Source organism: Streptomyces acidiscabies, assembly GCF_020010905.1.
Taxonomy (GTDB): domain Bacteria; phylum Actinomycetota; class Actinomycetes; order Streptomycetales; family Streptomycetaceae; genus Streptomyces; species Streptomyces acidiscabies.
In genome coordinates this window covers 1,769,212-1,788,017 of record NZ_JAGJBY010000002.1, presented here as the reverse complement: position 1 = coordinate 1,788,017, position 18,806 = coordinate 1,769,212, and the positions used below count along the sequence as shown (strand labels likewise).

At 71.1% G+C, this 18,806-nt stretch carries 15 protein-coding genes; 8 read left to right on the top strand and 7 right to left on the bottom strand.

Annotation, left to right across the window (positions count from 1 at the left end):
- Positions 1-61: 61 nt before the first annotated feature.
- Complete coding sequence (locus J8M50_RS34985; protein WP_010358653.1) at positions 62-2,929, top strand: glycoside hydrolase family 3 C-terminal domain-containing protein; 2,868 nt, start codon at positions 62-64, stop codon at positions 2,927-2,929.
- On the opposite strand, the gene J8M50_RS34980 is transcribed toward J8M50_RS34985, so the two are convergent.
- From J8M50_RS34980 to J8M50_RS34970, 3 genes are all read right to left on the bottom strand, one after another.
- Positions 2,897-3,601 (bottom strand): hypothetical protein, encoded by a 705-nt coding sequence (locus J8M50_RS34980; protein ID WP_010358652.1) that lies wholly within the window; start codon positions 3,599-3,601, stop codon positions 2,897-2,899. The genes J8M50_RS34985 and J8M50_RS34980 overlap by 33 nt on opposite strands.
- An 81-nt stretch (positions 3,602-3,682) precedes the next feature.
- Positions 3,683-4,225: a GNAT family N-acetyltransferase gene (locus tag J8M50_RS34975; protein WP_010358650.1), complete on the bottom strand. Its 543-nt coding sequence runs from the start codon at positions 4,223-4,225 to the stop codon at positions 3,683-3,685.
- Positions 4,226-5,506 (bottom strand): tetratricopeptide repeat protein, encoded by a 1,281-nt coding sequence (locus J8M50_RS34970; RefSeq protein ID WP_040838059.1) that lies wholly within the window; start codon positions 5,504-5,506, stop codon positions 4,226-4,228.
- A 168-nt stretch (positions 5,507-5,674) separates the two neighbouring features.
- On the opposite strand from J8M50_RS34970, the gene J8M50_RS34965 reads away from it, so the two are divergent.
- The 4 genes from J8M50_RS34965 to J8M50_RS34950 all read left to right on the top strand — a co-directional run bounded on the left by J8M50_RS34965 (position 5,675) and on the right by J8M50_RS34950 (position 8,931).
- A complete protein-coding gene (locus J8M50_RS34965; RefSeq protein ID WP_010358646.1) occupies positions 5,675-6,097 on the top strand; it encodes an ATP-binding protein in 423 nt (140 codons plus the stop codon).
- Positions 6,098-6,707: 610 nt separating this feature from the next.
- Complete coding sequence (locus J8M50_RS34960) at positions 6,708-7,094, top strand: hypothetical protein (RefSeq protein ID WP_010358645.1); 387 nt, start codon at positions 6,708-6,710, stop codon at positions 7,092-7,094.
- Positions 7,091-7,819: a lactate/malate family dehydrogenase gene (locus J8M50_RS34955; protein ID WP_010358643.1), complete on the top strand. Its 729-nt coding sequence runs from the start codon at positions 7,091-7,093 to the stop codon at positions 7,817-7,819. The genes J8M50_RS34960 and J8M50_RS34955 overlap by 4 nt, the downstream gene beginning before the upstream one ends.
- Positions 7,816-8,931 carry a phosphoenolpyruvate carboxykinase (ATP) gene (locus tag J8M50_RS34950; RefSeq protein WP_010358642.1) on the top strand — a complete coding sequence of 372 codons (1,116 nt, stop codon included), beginning with the start codon at positions 7,816-7,818 and terminating at the stop codon, positions 8,929-8,931. The genes J8M50_RS34955 and J8M50_RS34950 overlap by 4 nt, the downstream gene beginning before the upstream one ends.
- Positions 8,932-9,064: 133 nt before the next feature.
- On the opposite strand, the gene J8M50_RS34945 is transcribed toward J8M50_RS34950, so the two are convergent.
- The 4 genes from J8M50_RS34945 to gabT all read right to left on the bottom strand — a co-directional run bounded on the left by J8M50_RS34945 (position 9,065) and on the right by gabT (position 13,857).
- On the bottom strand, positions 9,065-10,510 hold the full coding sequence (locus J8M50_RS34945; RefSeq protein ID WP_010358640.1) for an aldehyde dehydrogenase family protein: 1,446 nt from the start codon (positions 10,508-10,510) through the stop codon (positions 9,065-9,067).
- Positions 10,511-10,582: 72 nt separating this feature from the next.
- Positions 10,583-11,227 carry a phosphatase PAP2 family protein gene (locus J8M50_RS34940; RefSeq protein ID WP_010358638.1) on the bottom strand — a complete coding sequence of 215 codons (645 nt, stop codon included), beginning with the start codon at positions 11,225-11,227 and terminating at the stop codon, positions 10,583-10,585.
- Positions 11,228-11,240: 13 nt separating this feature from the next.
- Positions 11,241-12,089: an alpha/beta fold hydrolase gene (locus J8M50_RS34935; RefSeq protein WP_010358636.1), complete on the bottom strand. Its 849-nt coding sequence runs from the start codon at positions 12,087-12,089 to the stop codon at positions 11,241-11,243.
- 433 nt (positions 12,090-12,522) lie between these two features.
- Positions 12,523-13,857: a 4-aminobutyrate--2-oxoglutarate transaminase gene (gene gabT / locus J8M50_RS34930; protein WP_010358635.1), complete on the bottom strand. Its 1,335-nt coding sequence runs from the start codon at positions 13,855-13,857 to the stop codon at positions 12,523-12,525.
- Between the two features lie 283 nt (positions 13,858-14,140).
- On the opposite strand from gabT, the gene J8M50_RS34925 reads away from it, so the two are divergent.
- The 3 genes from J8M50_RS34925 (at position 14,141) to J8M50_RS34915 (ending at position 18,780) form a co-directional block, all read left to right on the top strand.
- A complete protein-coding gene (locus tag J8M50_RS34925; RefSeq protein ID WP_010358633.1) occupies positions 14,141-16,597 on the top strand; it encodes a type IV secretory system conjugative DNA transfer family protein in 2,457 nt (818 codons plus the stop codon).
- A gap of 83 nt (positions 16,598-16,680) precedes the next feature.
- On the top strand, positions 16,681-17,520 hold the full coding sequence (locus J8M50_RS34920) for an alpha/beta fold hydrolase (RefSeq protein ID WP_010358632.1): 840 nt from the start codon (positions 16,681-16,683) through the stop codon (positions 17,518-17,520).
- Between the two features lie 12 nt (positions 17,521-17,532).
- A complete protein-coding gene (locus J8M50_RS34915) occupies positions 17,533-18,780 on the top strand; it encodes a cytochrome P450 family protein (protein ID WP_010358630.1) in 1,248 nt (415 codons plus the stop codon).
- The last annotated feature ends 26 nt before the right edge of the window (positions 18,781-18,806 follow it).

The following is an 18,806-nucleotide window of genomic DNA, read 5'->3' as shown; positions in this document are numbered from 1 at the left end:
CCCGCTGAGCATCGAAGCGCTTCGAAAGAGCCGCTCCGGTCCACCGCAAAGGGAACTTCACGTGACCGCATCCACGCCCTCCACGCCGCCCTTCCGCGATCCGCGCCTGTCGTTCGCGAAGCGCATCGACGATCTGCTGTCCCGTCTGACGCGCCAGGAGAAGGCGGCGTTCCTGCACCAGTACGCCCCGGCCGTCGAGCGGCTCGGCGTCGCCGCGTTCCGCACCGGACAGGAGGGGCTGCACGGCGTCGCCTGGATGGGCCCGGCGACAGTTTTCCCGCAGGCGGTGGGCCTGGGCGCGACCTGGAACCCGGAGCTGGTGCGCCGGGTCGGCGAGGCGGTCGCCGAGGAGGTGCGGGCGATGAGCGCGCGCGACGAGCGGGTGGGCCTCAACGTGTGGGCGCCGGTGGTGAATCTGCTGCGCCACCCGCTGTGGGGCCGCAACGAGGAGGGCTACTCGGAGGACCCCCGGCTGACGTCGGCGATCGCGACGGCGTTCACGCACGGGCTGCGCGGCGGCCACCCCGTGTACTGGCGTACGGCGCCGGTCCTCAAGCACTGGCTGGCCCACAACAACGAGACGCGGCGCGACACTTCGTCGTCCTCGGTCCGCCCGCGCGTGCTCCACGAGTACGACCTGCCGGCCTTCCGCGCCACGGTCGAGGCGGGCGCGGTGGCCGGGGTGATGCCCGCGTACAACCTGGTCAACGGCCGCCCCAACCACGTCTCCCCGTACCTCGAAGACCACCTGCGGACCTGGACGGACGCCGACCTGTTCGTCTGCTCGGACGCCGCCGCGCCCTCCAACCTGGTCGATCCGGAGCACTACTTCGACACGTACGAGGAGTCGACGGCGGCGGCGATCCTCGCGGGCGTGGACAGCTTCACCGACCACGGCACGGACGGCACGAAGACCGTCGAGCGCATCAACGGGGCTCTGGAGCAGGGCCTGTTGACGGAGAAGGACCTCGACACGGCGGTACGGCGCCAGCTCTCCGTCCGGCTGCGGCTCGGCGAGTTCGACCCGGACCTGGACCCGTACGCGTCCGGCGCGGCCTTCGACACCCCGGAGCACCGCGCGCTCGCGCAGGAGGCCGCCGAGCAGGCGATCGTCCTGCTGCGCAACGACGGCATGCTGCCGCTGGCCCCCGACGCGCGGATCGCGGTCGTCGGGCTGCTCGCCGACGAGTGCAAACTCGACTGGTACAGCGGCACGTTGATCCACCGCTCGACTCCGCTGGAGGGGCTGTACGAGCGGTTCGGGGCGGACCGCGTGCAGTTCGTGGAGGGCGTGGACCGGGTTCTGCTGAAGACGTCGGCGGGGTCGTACCTGGCCGTCCCGGCGACCGAGTCGGACGACGAAGTGCGCGGCGCGGAGGGGGCGTTGGATCCGGCGCTGCTCAAGGGGCGTACGGATATCCCGCCGTTGACGGTGTCCTCGGACGGCGGGACCGAACTCGCTCTCGTCGACTGGGGGAACGGCGTCCTCACCTTGCGTGCGCCCGACGGGCGTTACGTGTCCGTCGCCGAGGACGGGTATCTGCGGGCGTCCGCCGATCAGCCCGGCGGGTGGGTCGTACAGGAGACGTTCTGCCTCGAACCGTACGAGCAGGGCCACGAGCAAGGTCACGTGAAAGGCCATGTGAAGGGCCACCTCCTCCGTCATCTCGGCACAGGTCTGCTAGTCCAAGTCGCCGCCGACGGGGTGAAGGTTGCCGCCGAAGATCCGGAGATTTTCGAGCTGGTGACGGTGGAGCGCGGCGAGGACGCGGTGGCCCGGGTCTGCGCCGACGCGGACGTCACGCTGGTGATCGCGGGCAACGATCCGCACATCAACGGCCGTGAGACGGAGGACCGTTCGACCCTGGACCTCCCTCCGCACCAGGCCGGCCTGCTCACCGCCGCGCGCACCGCCAACCCGCGTACGGTCCTGGTCCTCACCTCGTCCTACCCCTACGCCCTCGAACCCGGCCCGCTCCCCGCGGTGCTCTGGACGGCCCACGGCGGCCAGGCGGCCGGTACGGCCCTCGCCCGTGTCCTCGCCGGCGACGTCTCCCCCGCCGGCCGGCTCCCCCAGACCTGGTACGAGTCCGACGCGGACCTCCCCGACCTCCTCGACTACGACGTCATCGGCAGCCGCCAGACGTACCTGTACTTCGAGGGCAGGCCGCTGTACCCCTTCGGTCACGGTCTGTCCTACGCGTCCTTCTCCTACGGCGACTTGAAGGTCTCGGCGACGGACACGGCCGTCCAGGTGTCGTTCTCGGTCACCAACACCAGCGATGTCACCGCCGACGAGGTCCCGCAGCTGTACACCCGGGCCGTGGACCCGTCGGTCACGCGCCCCCGGCGGGAGCTGCTGGCCCACACGCGCGTCACCCTGGCGCCGGGGGCCCGCCACGAGGCGTCGTTCGAAGTCCCCCTGTCCGCCTTCGAGTTCTGGGACGTCGCCCGGGGCTCCTGGCGCCTGGACCCTGGCGAGTACGACATCCTCGTCGGCACGTCCAGCGAGGACATCCGCCTCCGTACGACCCTGATGCTCACCGGCGAGCCCGCCACTCCTCGCCCCGTCCTCCGACTCGGCCTGTCCGCCGCCGACTTCGACGAGCAGAGCGGCGCGGAGATCGTGGACCGGACGAAGCGGGCGGGGGACGCGGTGACGCCGGGGGCCTCGGGGGTGGCCCAACTGGTGTACCGGGCCTGCGACTTCGGCTCGGGGACGACGCAGGTCACGGCGGAGGTGGCGGGCGAGGGGGAGCTGATCCTGGAGGCGGGCGGCATCCAGACCGTCCTCCACCTCTCCTCCCCCACCGAATCCCCGTACATCTACACCCTGTTGGACGCCCCCCTCGCCCTGACCGGCGTCCACGACGTCCACGTCAGGCTGCGCGGGCCGCTACGGGTGGCGCATCTGGGGTTCTCTAGCTGAGTACTCGATGTACCAGGCGAGGTCGTCGAGCCGGGTGTCGCCGGCGCGCTCCCGGACGTCGTTCAGGAGCCAGTCGAGGAGTTCCGGGGTCGCGTGGTATTCGTCGTGGAAGCCCATGTGCAGGTCGGTGACCTCGTACTCGAAGAGGACGTCGTCGACGAAGTCGGCGAGGTGGGCGTCGGCGGCCGGGGTGCGGGTGGCGGTCCAGGCGTCCAGCCAGGGCCGCAGTTCGCCGGTGACGGCCGTGACGAGCGCGAGGACTTTCCTGGGCTTGGCGACACTGGGGTGGGTCGCCAGGGTGGCCCGCCACCAGGCCGCCCACACCTCCCGCAACGCCGCCACCAGCGGCGGGTCCCACGCGGTCCACGACGCCTCCAGCAGCCGGGTCGCGATCAGTTCCTCGTCGATGTGCAGCCGCCCGGTGACAACTCGCCTGAGAATCCTCGGAGTCAGCCGCCGATAAAGCCGGGGAAACTCGTCCCAGTGCTCCGCCACCTCCGACGCGACCGCCGACACGAGATCCTCCGGTATCAGCTCCACCGCCCCCGAGAGCTCCACGAAATCCCGCTCGGCGTAGCAGTACGTACACCCCGCAACCCTGAACGCCTCTTCACCCGCGAACACCCGCTCCAACGCGTCCAGCGCCGACCTGAGTTCCTGCTGGGGGGACATGGCAACCCCTGAGTGACTCCGTCCGGGCGACCGGCGAAGATTGCAGGCTATCAACGGGACCGGCTTCGGCGCCCGACGAATTCACGTCCTTTCGCGAAGCATGCAGTCGTACAGCGGAGCCCCCTCGAACGGCCGGGACACCCCCAACTTCCGATACCCCCATGCCTCGTACGCGGACCTCGCGGGAGCGGCCTCGGGTTCCGGGCGGACCGTGAGGGTGACTCTCTCGGCGTCCAGTCCTTGCAGCAAGCGGTTGTGCAACTCGGTGGCGATGCCGTGGCGTCGCCATGGAGTGCGTACGGCCAACTCGATGATGACGAAGGTGCGTTGACCGTCCTCCCTGGTGAACTCCGGGGAGAGTCCGGCGTCTTGGAGGTTGGTCCACCATCGGGTGTCCGGGGAGAGGTGGTAGCCGTAGGTGAAACCGACGACTTCCTCTTGGGCGCGGGCGAGGATCAGGCGCATGCCTGGGCGCCGGGTCTGGACGTGGTAGTGCTCGGCGAACTCCGTTACGTCGTCCGGGCCTTCGAGGTAGGGGGGTTCGCGGTAGATCTCCGTGTAGGCGGGGAGGAAGGCGTCGAGTCGGGTGTCCGCGTCGAGTGCGTCGTACCGGTCGTAGATCACTCAGGCGGCTCCTTCGGAGTCGATGTACTGGGTGAGACGGCCAACCGCGTCGCGGGTGGTGACGGCATCGACGTTCCGCAGCAGCGTGGTGACTTCCCTGAGCCGCCGGGTGACTCTTCCCGATTCGACCTCCGCGAGGTGGTCCAGGCTCTCGACGGCGTACGCGGCGGCTTCGTCCGCTTCGCCGGCGTGGGCGAGGCTGCGGGCCAGGGTGAGACGGTAGAGGGCGCGGTTGCGGCCGTACGTACGGTCCTGGTGGGCAAGGGCGGCGCGGAAGAACTGGGCGGATGCGTGATGGCGGCCCGCTTCGGCGTACAACATGCCCTGGGCGCAGTCCAGTTCGGCCGGACCGTGGAAGGCGGCCCAGGACGGACAGGGGCGTCCTCGGGCTCCCCGCTCGACGAGCCGCATCGAGTCGGCCAGCTTCTTCTTCGCGGTGGAGTAATCGCCCATGAGGGAGAGTGCGTGCGCCTCGCGTGAGGCGAGGAGCGACTGAAGGACGGGGGAGCCGTAGCGGGCGGCCTTCTCCTGGGCCGCGCGGGCGAGGTTCTGTCCGTCGCGGGGGCGCCCTTCGTGGCTGGCCTGCATGCTCAGGAAGCCGAGGACGCGGATGGCCAGACCCTCGTCGCCGAGGACTGTCGCGGTGGTGAGGGCCTCGCCCCAATAGTTGCGGGCCTGGCCCTGGCTGTCGGCGTCGTAGTGCAGCCAGCCGCAGGAGGCGGCCGTCTCCCCTGCGAGGAGCTGGAGTTGACGGCCGATCGTCTCCGGATAGCGGGTGGTGTTGATGATCCGCTCGATCCGTCTGAGGTGCTTGTGGGCCAAGGGGCGGATGTCGTCACCGCCGTAGGAATCGTCGAGTCGGCACAAGGCGTCGAGGCCGTCCCGGAGTTCGACGACGTGGGTCGTACCGATGGACGCGGACCGCACGGACGCCAGCGAACCGGCCACGGCTCCTGCGGAGTCCTGCATGAACGCCCGACGTTTCACGTCCCCGGTACCTTCCTGTACGAGGAGAGGTGCACCCCTCACGGTGGCACCCGGCGGCGGCCCGGGAAAGCCCAGCTCTGCCGGGTCACACGCGAACATCGCATGCAGCACCCGCCACGCCCGCGCTCTCGGCATCGGCGGACACGGACCACGCCATCTCCTCGCCTGCCGGTCCGTCAATGTCACCGCTTCGCCGAGCAGGTCGGCGGCTTCCTCGAACGCGCGCAGAAAGTCCGCCGGTCTTGTCCAACCCGCCGCGACGCAGGCGTGCTCGAAGAGCGTCGGTTCAGCCATCTCGTACCCCCAGCGCCACGTCCGTGCACTGACGGTAGCCATGTCCAGGGCGGTGGAAGGTCCCCTTGCCGCAAAAGTCCGGCGGAAAGTCCGCTCGGAGTTCCGTCGTCACCTGGGCGTACGGCGGTTGACTCGGTGATGAGGGAGCCGAAGAGAGGAACCCCGCCCGTGAACAGCACGACCCGCCCGGCCCGGACCGGCATCAGGACTCACGGCAAGAACTTCCCGCGCGTACCGGAATCCGCCCGCGCCGCACGGCGGTTCGTGGCGACCGCGCTCAACCGCCTCGCGCTCAGCGGCCTTTGCGACGCCGTGACGCTGATCGTCTCGGAACTCGTCGCCAACGCCGTGTGCCACGCCGAGGGTGACTCGATCCGCGTGACCGTCAGCCTCGTCGGCGGACGGCGAGTACGTGTCGCCGTCAGCGACGGGAGCCGGTGCCTGCCGCGCCTCGGGAGCCCGGCCCCGGAGGACGACCAGGGTCGCGGCCTTCCCATCGTCGAGGAACTGTCGGACCGCCTGGGCGTCGACCGCCTGTCCGACGGCAAGCGCGTCTGGGCCGAGTTGGCCCTCGGCCTGGAGGACCGATGACGACGAACACGCTCGCTTCCTCACCGAACGCCCCTGGCATCGCAGACGTGTTCGTGTACGCCGCGACACACATCCACCAGGCTGCCGGGGAGTTGTGGCCCGGGGAGCACATCCTCCTGGAAAGCCACGTCCCCAGCGTCACCGAGTACGTACACCGCGTCCGCGTCGGCGACCGTGCCCTCTACGCGAAGACGTCCTTCCTCGGCATGTCACTCGTCTCCCTCCTGCGCGGCGCCGGCGGCCCTTGGCCCGTTGTCCGTCAGGCTCAACAGGCGTACCTGGCCCGACCGGACAGCCTTCCTGCACGCGAGGCGGCACAACTGACACTGCTCACAACCGTGCCCGGCCCCAGAGTGTGCGCTCTTGCGGGCCTCAAGTCAGGTGTCGTCTTCACCGAGCCGGTGTCCGGACCTACGTTGGGTGATGTGCTGCTCGCCCGGCCGGACGACGCGTCGGGGTTGTTGTTCAGGGTGCTCACCGAGTTACGCCCGATCCATCGGCCGAGCACCGCCCAACTCCTCGCTCCGTCCTGGGACATCACAGAGCGCGGGATCACCGGTACGTTCCTCCGGAACACGTGCTCTTCCCCGATGGCCCGGACGAACGGCCAGTGCTCCTGGACCCCGGGCTCCTCCGGGCGGACGCCATGGTCGACCTGGCCAAGCTCATCAGCCGTACCGTCCTGTTCCTCGCCACCAGCCGCCCCGGCCCATCTGTCGCTCGGCGCATCGCTATCGGTCTCGACGACTTCATGCGGCGCCAGGCGAAGGAGGGCACATGGTCACGGCACATCCTGGCGCTCTGGCTGATGGACACCGTCAACATCGTCACGACCTACCTTTCGGCGCCGGCCGACCTGCCCCTGCCGTCTCCCGCCCTGGCACTCATCGAGCGTGCGGTGCCGGTGTGCTCCTTCGTGGCGGACCTCGCGTCCGAGGCGACGCGGAACGACACATGGGAGCGTGCGTTGACCAGGGTCGTGGCGATGGCCTCGTGAAGCCCACCGTCGGAGTGATCGGCTGTGGTGCTGTCGGCCAAGCGGTCGGCGCCGCCCTGGTCGTGCTCGGCTTCTGTGACCGGCTCCTCCTCGTCTCGCGCAGCGCCGAACAGGCCGCCGCGCTCAGGGACGACCTCGACGACATGCGCGTGGCGTACGGCTCGCCGGTACGGCCGTACGCCGCGGAGATCGACGAGTTGCGGGACTGCACGACCGTAGTGGTCGCCGTCCGTGCCCAGTTCACGAACAGCCACAGCACGGACGTCCGGATGGGCGGTGCAGAGGCGAACTCAGTCGTGATCAGTGCGCTCGCCGCCCGGCTACGCGGCTATACCGGCACCGTGCTGATGGTGACGAACCCCGTCGACCTCATGACCCGCCTGTTCGCCGACGTATCCGGCTGCCCTCGTGTCTTCGGCGTCGGCTCTGCGCTGGACACGGCCCGTTACCGGCTCACCGTCGCACGACTGCTCAGCGTTCCCGTCGACGCGGTGCACGGTCATGTCATCGGTGAGCACGGTGACGCCGCCGTCATCTGTGCCTCGTCGACAACCGTCAACGGAATGCCTGTTCCCGTCCCTCTCCAGCAGGTGCACGACGAACTGACCCGGCGACCGGGACGAATCAGCGCCGGTATCAGCCGTACTCGGTACGGACCCGCAGGTGCGGTGGTGTCGTCACTGCGTCTGCTCCTCGGTCTTGAGGGCGGAAGGACCTCGCCGTGACCACTCACTTCGTACGCCTCCAGGCCGCCGACGCTGCCGTCACCGTCGCCTGTGCCGAACGGGCCGTCACCGACTGGGCCGTTCGCTACTTCGACCCCTGGTGGGAAGCGGCGGAAGCGGCTGCCGAGACGCATCCGCTCGTCGTCGCTCAAGTTGACCGTGACGCCTACGCGGAGGCCGCCCTTGCCGTAACCCTGGCCCCGCACACCAGCACCACGTACGCGAAGGCCCTGACCCTGGTCGCGCGGAACGACAAAGCGGCGGTCGTCCGTGCCGTCTCCCCCGGCGAGGGGCTCGCCTACCTCTCCGAGCCGGAGTCCGGTCACCTGACCATCACCGGCTGCGCATCCGAACCCGTCGCCCTCGCCACCGCACGCCTGGCCCGCGAGGTCATGCGCGGTGTCCTGCTGCGGTCGGGCTGGTCGGTGCTGTATGCCTCGGCCGTGACGGATCAAGTCGGGCGTACGGTGCTGGTGTTCGGGCGGAAGGGCGCGGGCAAGACGACCGCCGCCCTGGCCTTGGCGAGCCGTCGCGGCTTCCAACTCCTAGCCAACGACCGGGTGTTCGTCCGCCCCGACGGCAACGGCCGTGTGGACGTCCTGCCTTGGCCCTCGGCCGCGGCGATCGGGCTCGGACTGCTCGACGCGCTGGGCTGGTTCGACACCGCGCGGGATCGCCTCAAGAACGGCGAGGCCCTGCACCCGACGCAGGACGCGCGCGTCACGGCCGCCCTGCTCGCCGGTCGTCGTGAACCCTTGTGGGAGGACGGCAAGGAGCTCAAGGCCCAGGTCTTCCCGGACCAGTTCGCGCGCTGGTTCGGCCTCTCGCTCGCGACCGGCGGCAAAGCCGCGGCCCTCGTCTTCCCTCGTATCGTTCCTGGCGCCGCCCCAGCGCGCGACTCCACCGAACGGCACCTGAATGACACGGACTTCATGAGCGGCGCGACCGAGGACCGCTACCCCGACGTCTTCGACCTCGCCCGTGTGGACGGCGGCGGCACCGAGGCGTCCCGCCGTGAAGTGACCGACCTGTTGGCGCGACTCCCCCACCACCCCGTCGTCCTCGGCCACGACCTCACGGAGAACGCCGGGCTGCTGGCCGAGCTCGTCTGAAACCGAGCACAGAAGGGCCCGGCACCGGAAGGCATCGGTGCCGGGCCTCTTCATGGGACGGCGGGTCAGCGCCGGGAACGACTCTATGTGAAAATGGTTCCCATTAGCAAGACCCCTGCCATACCCCGGTTCTTCAGAGCGCCAGCCCCGTCAACACCAGCACCCGCTCGTACGTGTAGTCCTCCATCGCGAACTTCACGCCCTCCCGGCCCACCCCCGACAGCTTCGCGCCGCCGTACGGCATCTGGTCGGCGCGGTACGAGGGGACGTCGCCGATGATCACGCCGCCGACCTCCAGCGCCCGATGCGCACGGAACGCCGCCTGCACGTCGTGCGTGAACACCCCCGCCTGGAGCCCGTACTTGGAGGAGTTGACGGCGGCGAACGCGGCCTCCTCGCCCTCGACCTTCTGGATCGACAGGACCGGTCCGAAGACCTCCTCGCGGGCCAACGTGACGCCGTCGGGGACGTCCGTCAGGACCGTCGGCGCGTACGACGCCGCGTCGCGCTTGCCGCCCGCCAGCAGCGCGGCGCCCGCCGCGACCGCCTCGTCCACCCACGACTCGACCCGCTTGGCCGCGTCCTCGCTGACCAGCGGGCCGACGTCGGTGGACGCGTCGGACGGGTCGCCCGTGACCTGGGCCTCCACCGCCGCGACGATGCGCGGGAGCAGCCGGTCGTACACGGCCGCGTCGACGATCACCCGCTGGACGGAGATGCAGGACTGGCCGCCCTGGTAGTTGGAGAAGGTCGCGATGCGGGTCGCGGCCCAGTCGAGGTCCGCGTCGGAGGACCAGTCCGCGAGGACGACCGCCGCGCCGTTGCCGCCCAGCTCCAGCGTGCAGTGCTTGCGCGGCACCGAGTCCATGATCGCGTAACCGACCTTCTCGGAGCCGGTGAAGGAGATGACGGGCAGCCGCTCGTCCTGGACGAGGGCGGGCATACGGTCGTTCGCGACCGGCAGGATCGACCAGGAACCGGCCGGGAGGTCGGTCTCGGCGAGGAGGTCGCCGATGATCAGACCGGAGAGCGGGGTCGCGGGCGCGGGCTTGAGGATGATCGGCGCCCCCGCCGCGATCGCCGGCGCGACCTTGTGCGCGCACAGGTTCAGCGGGAAGTTGAACGGCGCGATCCCGAGCACGACCCCCTTCGGGAACCGCCGGGTCAGCGCCAGCCGCCCCTGCCCGCCCGCGTCCGTGTCGAGCCGCTGCGCCTCGCCGCCGTTGAACCGGCGCGCCTCCTCGGCGGCGAACCGGAACACGGACACCGCGCGCCCGACCTCGCCGCGCGCCCACTTGACCGGCTTGCCGTTCTCGGCGGAGATCAGCTGGGCGATCTCCTCGGCGCGCTCGGCGAGCCGCTTGCTGACGTGGTCGAGCGCGGCGGCCCGTACGTGCGCCGGGGTCGCGGCGAACTCGCCCTGGACGGCGTGCGCGGCGGCCACCGCCTCTTCGACCTGCGCGTCGGTCGGCACGCTCACCTTCCCGACGAGCCGCCCGTCCCAGGGCGACGTCACGTCGAAGGTGTCCTCGCCGGTGGCCTCGCGGCCGGCCAGCCAGAAGGCGTGGGTGGAAGTCATCGTCGGGAGCCCTTCCGCAAAGTCGACAGTCGCTGTCCACCGTAGGGCCGGGCGCCCGATCGGGCGTTTGTCCTACGCGTCCGAGTGCACGGCGCCCACACTCCGCTTCGGCGCACCGATCCGTACGACGACCAGCCGCAACGCCCCGAGCAGCACCGCCCCGAGGCACCAGCTGGCGATCACGTCGAGCGGCCAGTGGTACCCGCGCCGGACCAGTCCGTACGACACGGCCGCCACCAGTACGACCGCCACGCCGACCGCCGTACGCCGCGCCCGCCCCGCCGCCAGCCACGGCAGCAGCACGAGCACCGCGCCGCCGTACGCGATCATCGCCGTCGCCGTGTGCCCCGAGGGGAAGTACCCGGTCGCCGGGGGGACGGCCGGGGTTCCCGGACGGTCGGTCCAGATCTTCAGCGGTACGACGACGAGCGGCACCAGCGCCATCGCCGTAAGGGCTGCCGCGGCGGGTCCCCACCACCGCGGTTCGCCCGCCCGGCGCCCCAGCCAGGCCACGTATCCCGCCACTACCAGCAGAACGGGCAGCGCCACCTGGACGTTCCCGAGATCCGAAAGAAGTTCGGCGAACCGGTCGGGATGCCGCAGCGCCGCACTCAGCCGCTCGTCCCACCGCAGCAGCGGCCCGCTGTCCGCCACCTGCCAGGTGACCAGGGCCAGCAGGACGGCGGGTACGGCGAGGAGGCGGGCGCTGATCGGCATGGGCTCAAGCTTCTCAGCCTCCCGTGTGCTCCAGGATCGCCTTCGTCAACACCCCCCACACCTCCGGCGGAAGCGCATGCCCCATCCCCGGCACCTCCACCAGGCGCGCGCCCGCGATCACCTGCACAAGATGCCGGGCATGCGGCGGCGGAAACACCGGCTCGGCCGGCGCCTCGACCACCAGCGTCGGTACAGCGTTCCGCGCGAGCGCCCCCGTACGAAGCATCCCGTCACTGTCCGCGCGCCCGTGCGCGGTGTTCACCCGGTGATGCCCGGTGTGCCCGATGATCGCCCCCTCCAGCGCGCGATAGAAGGCAGCGTCGAACGGCAGCAGCTTCCCGTGCAGCGCGCGCCAGTGCTCCACCCGCCGGTCCAGCTCCTGGTCCAACGTCAGATCGTCCGGCACCGGCGTGGACCACAGCGCGAGCACCTCGGCCTCGATACCGGGCAGCTCCCCGCCCGCGTACGGCGTCTCGCTGAGCGCGCTCGTCCCCATGAGCGTCGCACTGAGCAGCCGCTCGGGGTGATCGGCGAGAAGGAGCTGCGTCAGCATCCCCCCGAGCGACAGCCCGACCACGTGCGCGCGCGAGACCCCGAACGCGTCCAGCACCGCGACGGCGTCCCGCGCGAGCGCGGTGATCGGGTACGGCCGCTGATCGAACCCCCAGGTGGAGCGCCCGGTGTCGCGGTGGTCGTAGCGGATGACGCGGTGCCGGGCGGCGAGGAGGTCCACGAGGGGGTCGGGCCAGCCGAGGCCGGACGCCTGGGCGCCCATGACGAGCAGGAGCGGGGGCGCGTGCGGGTCGCCGCGTTCCTCGGCCCAGAGGCGGGTTCCGGGGGCGACGTCGACGAAGCGTTCCATGAGATCTCCCAAGGCGGTTGACCAAGACAGTTGACGAGACGAGACGTACCGTATCGTCGATCCTCCAAAAAGAAGACCCCGATTTGGAGAATCGGGGCCCTGTAAGTGGTTCGCACCTCTGGAAGGAGGTCGGCCATCCCGGAACAGGGGGGGGTGGTTCCGGGATGGCCGTCCAGATCGGGGTGCCGCCGCCCCGGGGGGTTTGGGGCGGGCGACGGTCCGATCGGTGAGGAGATCACCGGAACCAATGGCTCCGGATGTGTGCGCGAGGCACGACCAGGACGAAGCTGGGGAGGCCCCGGCCCGGCACCGTCCACGGTCTCCCGTGAGCGGGTGTATCTCTCATCACGAACGAAACTACGGCAGCTCCCGCCCCGGCGACAGGCCGAACCCGGAGCCGCCATCCTCCCCGCACACGTTCTTCACACGCCCGTCAGATGGCCGCGAACGCGCCTTCGATGATGTCGAGGCCCTCGTTGAGCAGGTCGTCGCCGATGACCAGCGGCGGCAGGAACCTGAGGACGTTCCCGTACGTTCCACAGGTCAGGACCAGCAGCCCCTCCTGGTGGCAGGCCTTGGCGAGAGCCGCCGTGGCCTCCGGAGCCGGCTCCTTGGTGGCCCGGTCCTTGACCAGCTCGACGGCGATCATCGCGCCCCGCCCGCGCACGTCGCCGATGACGTCGAACTTGTCGGCCATGGCGAGCAGCCGGGCCTTCATCGTCGCCTCGATCGCCTTCGCGCGGGCGTTGAGGTCGAGGGCCTTCATGGTCTCGATGGAGCCCAGCGCGCCCGCGCAGGCGACGGGGTTGCCGCCGTAGGTACCGCCGAGCCCGCCCGCGTGCGCGGCGTCCATGATCTCGGCGCGCCCGGTGACGGCGGCGAGCGGCAGCCCGCCCGCGATGCCCTTCGCGGTGGTGATCAGGTCGGGGACGATCCCCTCGTCCTCGCAGGCGAACCACTGGCCGGTGCGGCAGAACCCGGACTGGATCTCGTCGGCGACGAAGACGATGCCGTTGTCGGCGGCGAACTTGCTCAGCGCCGGCAGGAAGCCCTTCGCGGGCTCGATGAACCCGCCCTCGCCGAGCACCGGTTCGATGATGATCGCGGCCACGTTGTCCGCGCCGACCTGCTTGGAGATCTGGTCGATGGCCTGCGCGGCGGCCTCGGGGCCCGCGTTCTCGGGGCCGGTGGGCCAGCGGTAGCCGTACGCGACGGGCACCCGGTACACCTCGGGCGCGAAGGGCCCGAAACCGTGCTTGTACGGCATGTTCTTGGCCGTCAGGGCCATCGTGAGGTTGGTCCGGCCGTGGTAGCCGTGGTCGAAGACGACGACCGCCTGACGCTTCGTGTACGCCCGCGCGATCTTGACGGCGTTCTCGACGGCCTCGGCGCCGGAGTTGAACAGCGCGCTCTTCTTCGCGTGGTCCCCGGGCGTCAGCTCCGCGAGGGCCTCGGCGACCTCGACGTACCCCTCGTACGGCGTGACCATGAAGCACGTGTGGGTGAAGTCGGCGAGCTGCGCGCTCGCGCGCCGGACGACGGCCTCGGCGGACGCGCCGACGCTGGTGACCGCGATCCCGGAGCCGAAGTCGATCATCCGGTTGCCGTCGACGTCCTCGACGATCCCGCCTCCCGCGCGCGCGGTGAACACCGGCAGCACCGAACCGACGCCCCGCGCGACGGCGGCGAGGCGACGGGCCTGAAGCTCCTGCGACTTGGGGCCGGGGATCGCGGTGACGATCCGGCGCTCCTGCGGAAGGTCGGTCATGGGGGCTCCTAGAGGGTGCGAACCGGGTGATGCGTACGGGACGGGGTCCACCGGGGTGTGTGTACCCAGCGCGTCCGCCTCCGTTTTCTCGCAGGTTAGGACGGGGCGGACAAGCTGGGCATGCTCCATGTGGGCGCCTTCTGGGCGGCGCGTTGTCCGCCGTGGACAGTGACGGCGTACGGCGGTGTCGGCGCGGTCTGGCGCGGGAGCGGTGAACTCCCTTTGCGGGCGCGTTAGATTGACGGCTGACGGTGGACTGAGCGGCTGGTCAGGGGGCAGGGCGATGAACAGCGACGGGACGCAGGACGCGCGCGGTACGCATGCGAGCCCTGTACCGCGCCCTGCGGGGTCCCCGGAGGGTGGTGCGGGAGTACCGCCGAAGCCGGCCCACGCGCCCGGCGCGCCGGGGGCCGGGGGCGCGTTCGGGACCGGCGATCCGTACGGCAAGCAGCCCGCCGCCCCCGGTGCCGTCTCCGAGTGGCTCGACACCCCCCGCCCGGAAGCCCGCCCCGGCATCTGGCGGTTCGGTTTCCGGCCGCCCAAGGACGCCTCGCAGGACGGTGAGCGCCTCTCCCCCGTCACCGTCGTCGGCCTGCTGATCCCGCTGGTCGTCGCGCTCGTGCTGTGGTCGCTGTGGCGGCGCGGGTCGTTCCCCTACCAGTTCACCCTGCTGCGGCTGTTCACGCCGGGCGACTGGTGGTGGGGCGGGACGATGGCCTCCGCGAAGACCACGGAGGGCGCGGAGGCGCGGGTCGTGTACGACGGGCTGTTCTTCGCCGTCCTCATGTACACGATGGGCCGGCTGGGGAGCTGGCCGGACGCCGTGCGGCACTTCATCGGGCGCCGTCCGCAGCCCGCGCGCGCGGTGTACGCGTTCGTCGCGGCGCTGGTGACGCTCAGCTTCGTGTTCCCGGACGCGTTCCCGCTGGTCGGCTGGGACTCGCTGCCCGTCGTGGACCCGCTGTTCTCGCTGGTCGTGCTGATCTCCGGGAGCTACGAGCTGTTCACGTCGGCCCTGTTCACGGACTCGCTGTACGCGGTGGTCACCGCGCTGGTGGTGTGGCCGTTCGCGAAGGTCGGGGGCTGGTGGCCGTACGCGAAGGACATGCTGGCCGTGCGCAGGGGCGAGGCGCCGGTGCAGGTCGTCGTCGAGCGCCCGCGCGCGCAGTGGCCCGCGCTGCGGGACGCCGGGCAGACGGAGGCGGCCGACCTGCTGAGCGGTGAGGTCGCGGCGGGGCGGATGAACGACGTCGACTGCGCGCGCGTGGAGCACGCGTTCGGCCTCGCGCGCGCGGGCGCCTCGCTCGGGGCGTTCCGGGAGGCGGTGCTGCGGCAGGGGGGCGCGGCCTGGACGCATCCCTCGGGCGCGCGCGATCTGCCGCGCCGTACCGCGCCGCACGACCTGCTCGCCGGGCAGGTGCGGATCGGGCGGTGGGTGTCCGCCGAGCGGGCGCCGGTGCCCTACCGGGACGCGGGGGCCGCGCTCGGGGCGGACGTGCTGGGGACCTCGCTGCTGGCGGTCGGTCCGTCGGGTTCCGGGAAGACGCGCACGCTGATCGAGCCGGTGACCGAATCGCTGGCCCTGCGCGCGCTCACGGGCGCGTGTGCGGTCGTCGCGGTGTCCTCGGCGGGCGCGCCGCTGGGTTCCGACGACTCCTTCGACGTCGTCGTCCGTATCGGCGACCCGTCGTCCGTCCACGACCTCGACCCGTACGCGGGTTCCGACGACCCCGACGAGGCCGCCGCGATCCTCTCCGAGGCCCTCGTGGGCGACCTGGCGACCCCTCAGGCGGCGACGGCCCTCGCCCAGCTCCTGGGCCCCTACCGGGCCGTACACGGCCGTTTCCCGACCCTCCCGGCCCTGCGCGAGCTCCTGGAGAGCCCCGAGGCGCTGGCGTCCCTGCGCGACGCCCTCGCCGGGGACGAGGTCATGCGCCGCGAACTGGACGCGCGCATCCGCCAGACCGGGGCCCCCGCAGACGCGGGACGCGCGCTGGCGGACCGGTTGGCGCTGCTGAGCAGGCCGGTGTTCGCGGAGTTCCTGGGGGGCGGCGGGGACACGGACCACAGCCGCACCCCCCACCGCGCCTTCTCCCTCCGCGCCCTCGCCGACCACCCCCTCCGCATCCGCATCGACCTCCCCGCACGCGGGCACGAGGAAGCCGGACGGATCCTCACGCGCCTGGTGCTCGCGCAGTTCAACGCGGTCGTCCGGGAGGACCGGCGCACCCACTTCGCGTGCCTCGTGCTCGACGACGCGACCGGGACGGTCACCGCGGAGTCCGTGCGGCACATCCAGCGCCTGCGTTCGCGCGACGCGGGCGTGGTGCTGGCGCTGCGGAGCGTCGGGGACGTCCCGGAGGCCCTGCACGGGCCGCTGTACGGCGCCGTGGGGTGCCGGATGGCGTACGCGGGTGTCACGACGTGGGACGGCAACCGGTTCGCCCAGACGTGGGGCACGGAGTGGGTCGAGACGACCGAGGTCGCCAAGCACACGGTCTTCGCCGACCAGCCGATGACCCGCGCGATCCACGCCCTGCGCAAACTCGTCACCGGCAAGGCGGTCACCACGGACGCGGTGACCGTCCGTCAGGTCGAGCGGGAGCGCTGGTCGGCGTCCCAACTGGCCCACGAGGTCCCGCCGGGCCACGCGGTGCTGTCCCTGACCAGCGTGCGGGGCGAATACGCGCCGCCGATGCTGGTGGACCTGCGGCGGAGCCAAGTCGATGGCCAATACTGATCGTTGACACGCGATTACGGGCAGGGTTACTTTTCTGATATCACCCATATCTATCACCCGTATCGCGGCGACGAAGGGTTTTCATGGAAAAGCTCTTCGCCCGCTCCTTCGACGGCTGCCGTTACGCCTACACCCGGCTCGGCAAAGACACGGGAATGCCGCCCCTGTTACTCCTCTCGCATTTCCGTGCCGCCCTCGACATGTGGGACCCGGCCCTGCTCGAAAAGCTGGCGGCGGACCGTGAGGTGTTCGTCCCGGACAATCGCGGTGTCGGCCTGTCGGACGGAACGACCCCGGACACGGTCGCGGCCATGGCGGAGGGAATCGCCGCTTTCGCGAAATCGCTGGGCCTCACCGAGATCGACGTCCTCGGCTTCTCCCTGGGCGGCTACGTGGCCCAGACCCTGGCGCGCGTCCGCCCGGACCTCGTACGCCGTCTGGTCCTCGCCGGCACCTCCCCGCGCGGCTTTGGCGAGGACCTCGCCGCGCAGGGCCGGGTCCGGGAGGTCATCACGAAAGCGCAGGTCGGCCCCAAGGACCTCGTCCATCTGTTCTTCCCGCCGACCTCGGAGGGCCGTACGCAGGGTGTCGCGTACGTCCGCCGGGTGGGCCTGGGCGCGGGCGTCGCCGAACCCTCCTGGCGGGCCCAGCTGAAAGCGGCGGCGGCCTGGGGAGCGCACGACCCGTCGGCCGTCCGGGACCTCGCGTCGATCACCCAGCCGGCCTTCGTCGCCCACGGCGAACGGGACATCATGGTCGCCGCCGGGAAAAGCATAATTCTCGCGAAACACCTGCCGCATTCCACGCTGAAGATCTATCCCGGCACCGGGCACGGATTCCTTTTCCACGCGTACGACGAATTCGGCGCCGACGTCGCACGCTTCTTGGCGGAGGAAACGTCCCGGCACGTCGCGTTCCCCTAGAGGGAGATGAAAGTGGATTCGATTGAATGCCCGTTCGTCCTCGACGTCGACGGTTCGGATCAGCACGCGGAGAACGCCCGGCTGCGGGCGGCGGGCAGAGCCGTACCGGTCCAGCTCCCCGGCGGGGTGCGGGCGTGGGCGATTCCGCACCACGACGATCTGCGCCGGGTGCTGACGGACCCCAGGATGGCCAAGGGGATCGCGTACTGGGGTGCGGCGGCGCGCGGCGAGGTGCCGGACGGGTGGCCGCTGATCGGCTTCGTGTCGACCGACAGCGTCATCAACGCGCACGGCGCGGACCACCGGCGGCTGCGCGGGCTGGTCGACCAGGCGCTGACCCCGGCCCGGGTGGAGGCCATGCGCCCGGGGGTCGAACAGCTCGTCGGCACGCTCCTCGACCGGCTCGCCGCGCGGCCCGTGGACCGGCCGGTGGACTTCCGCAAGGCGTTCGCCTACCCGATCCCCACCGCCGTCATCTCGGACCTGGTGGGCGTCCCGCAGCCCAAGCGGCGGCTGCTGCACGTGCTCACCGGGATGCAGACCCGGACGACCAACACCCCCGAACAGGTCCTGGAGACCGACGCGCGGATCGAGGCGCTGCTGCGGGAGATCGTGGCGGAGCGCCGCGACACGCCCGGAGACGACCTGATCAGCGCGCTGCTGACGGCGCGTCGGGCCGGGGACGACCGGCTCAGCGACAGCGAGCTGCACGGCATGATCCTGCTGATGTTCTTCGCGGGCCACCAGAGCGTCATCAACGTCCTCGTCAACGCCTGCCACGCCCTGCTCACCCACCCCGAGCAACTCGCGGCCGTGCGCGCCGGAGAGGCGCCGTGGAGCGCCGTCGTCGAGGAGACGATGCGCTGGAACGGCGCGGTGAACCAGTTCCCGATGCGCTACCCCGTCGAGGACGTCGTCGTAGGAGGCGAAACGATCCGCCGGGGCGAGGCCGTCCTCGCGTCGTTCGGTTCGGCGGGCCGCGACCCGGAGCACCACGGGGCCGACGCGGAACGCTTCGACGTCCGCCGCAGGCAGGCGGGCCACCTCGGCTTCGGGCACGGCCCGCACTTCTGCATCGGCATCCACCTGGCGCGCCTCCAGCTCGAAACGGCGCTGGCCGGGTTCTTCACCCGCTTCCCCGAGGTACGGCCGGCGCCGCCGGGCACATGGACCGCCCGACCCGTGCCGTCGTTCGTCAGCAACAGCATCGAGGAGCTGCCCGTGCTCCTCGGCCCCGCCGCCGGTACCGAGGCGCGCTGACACGGCAGACCACCAGAGAGGACCGC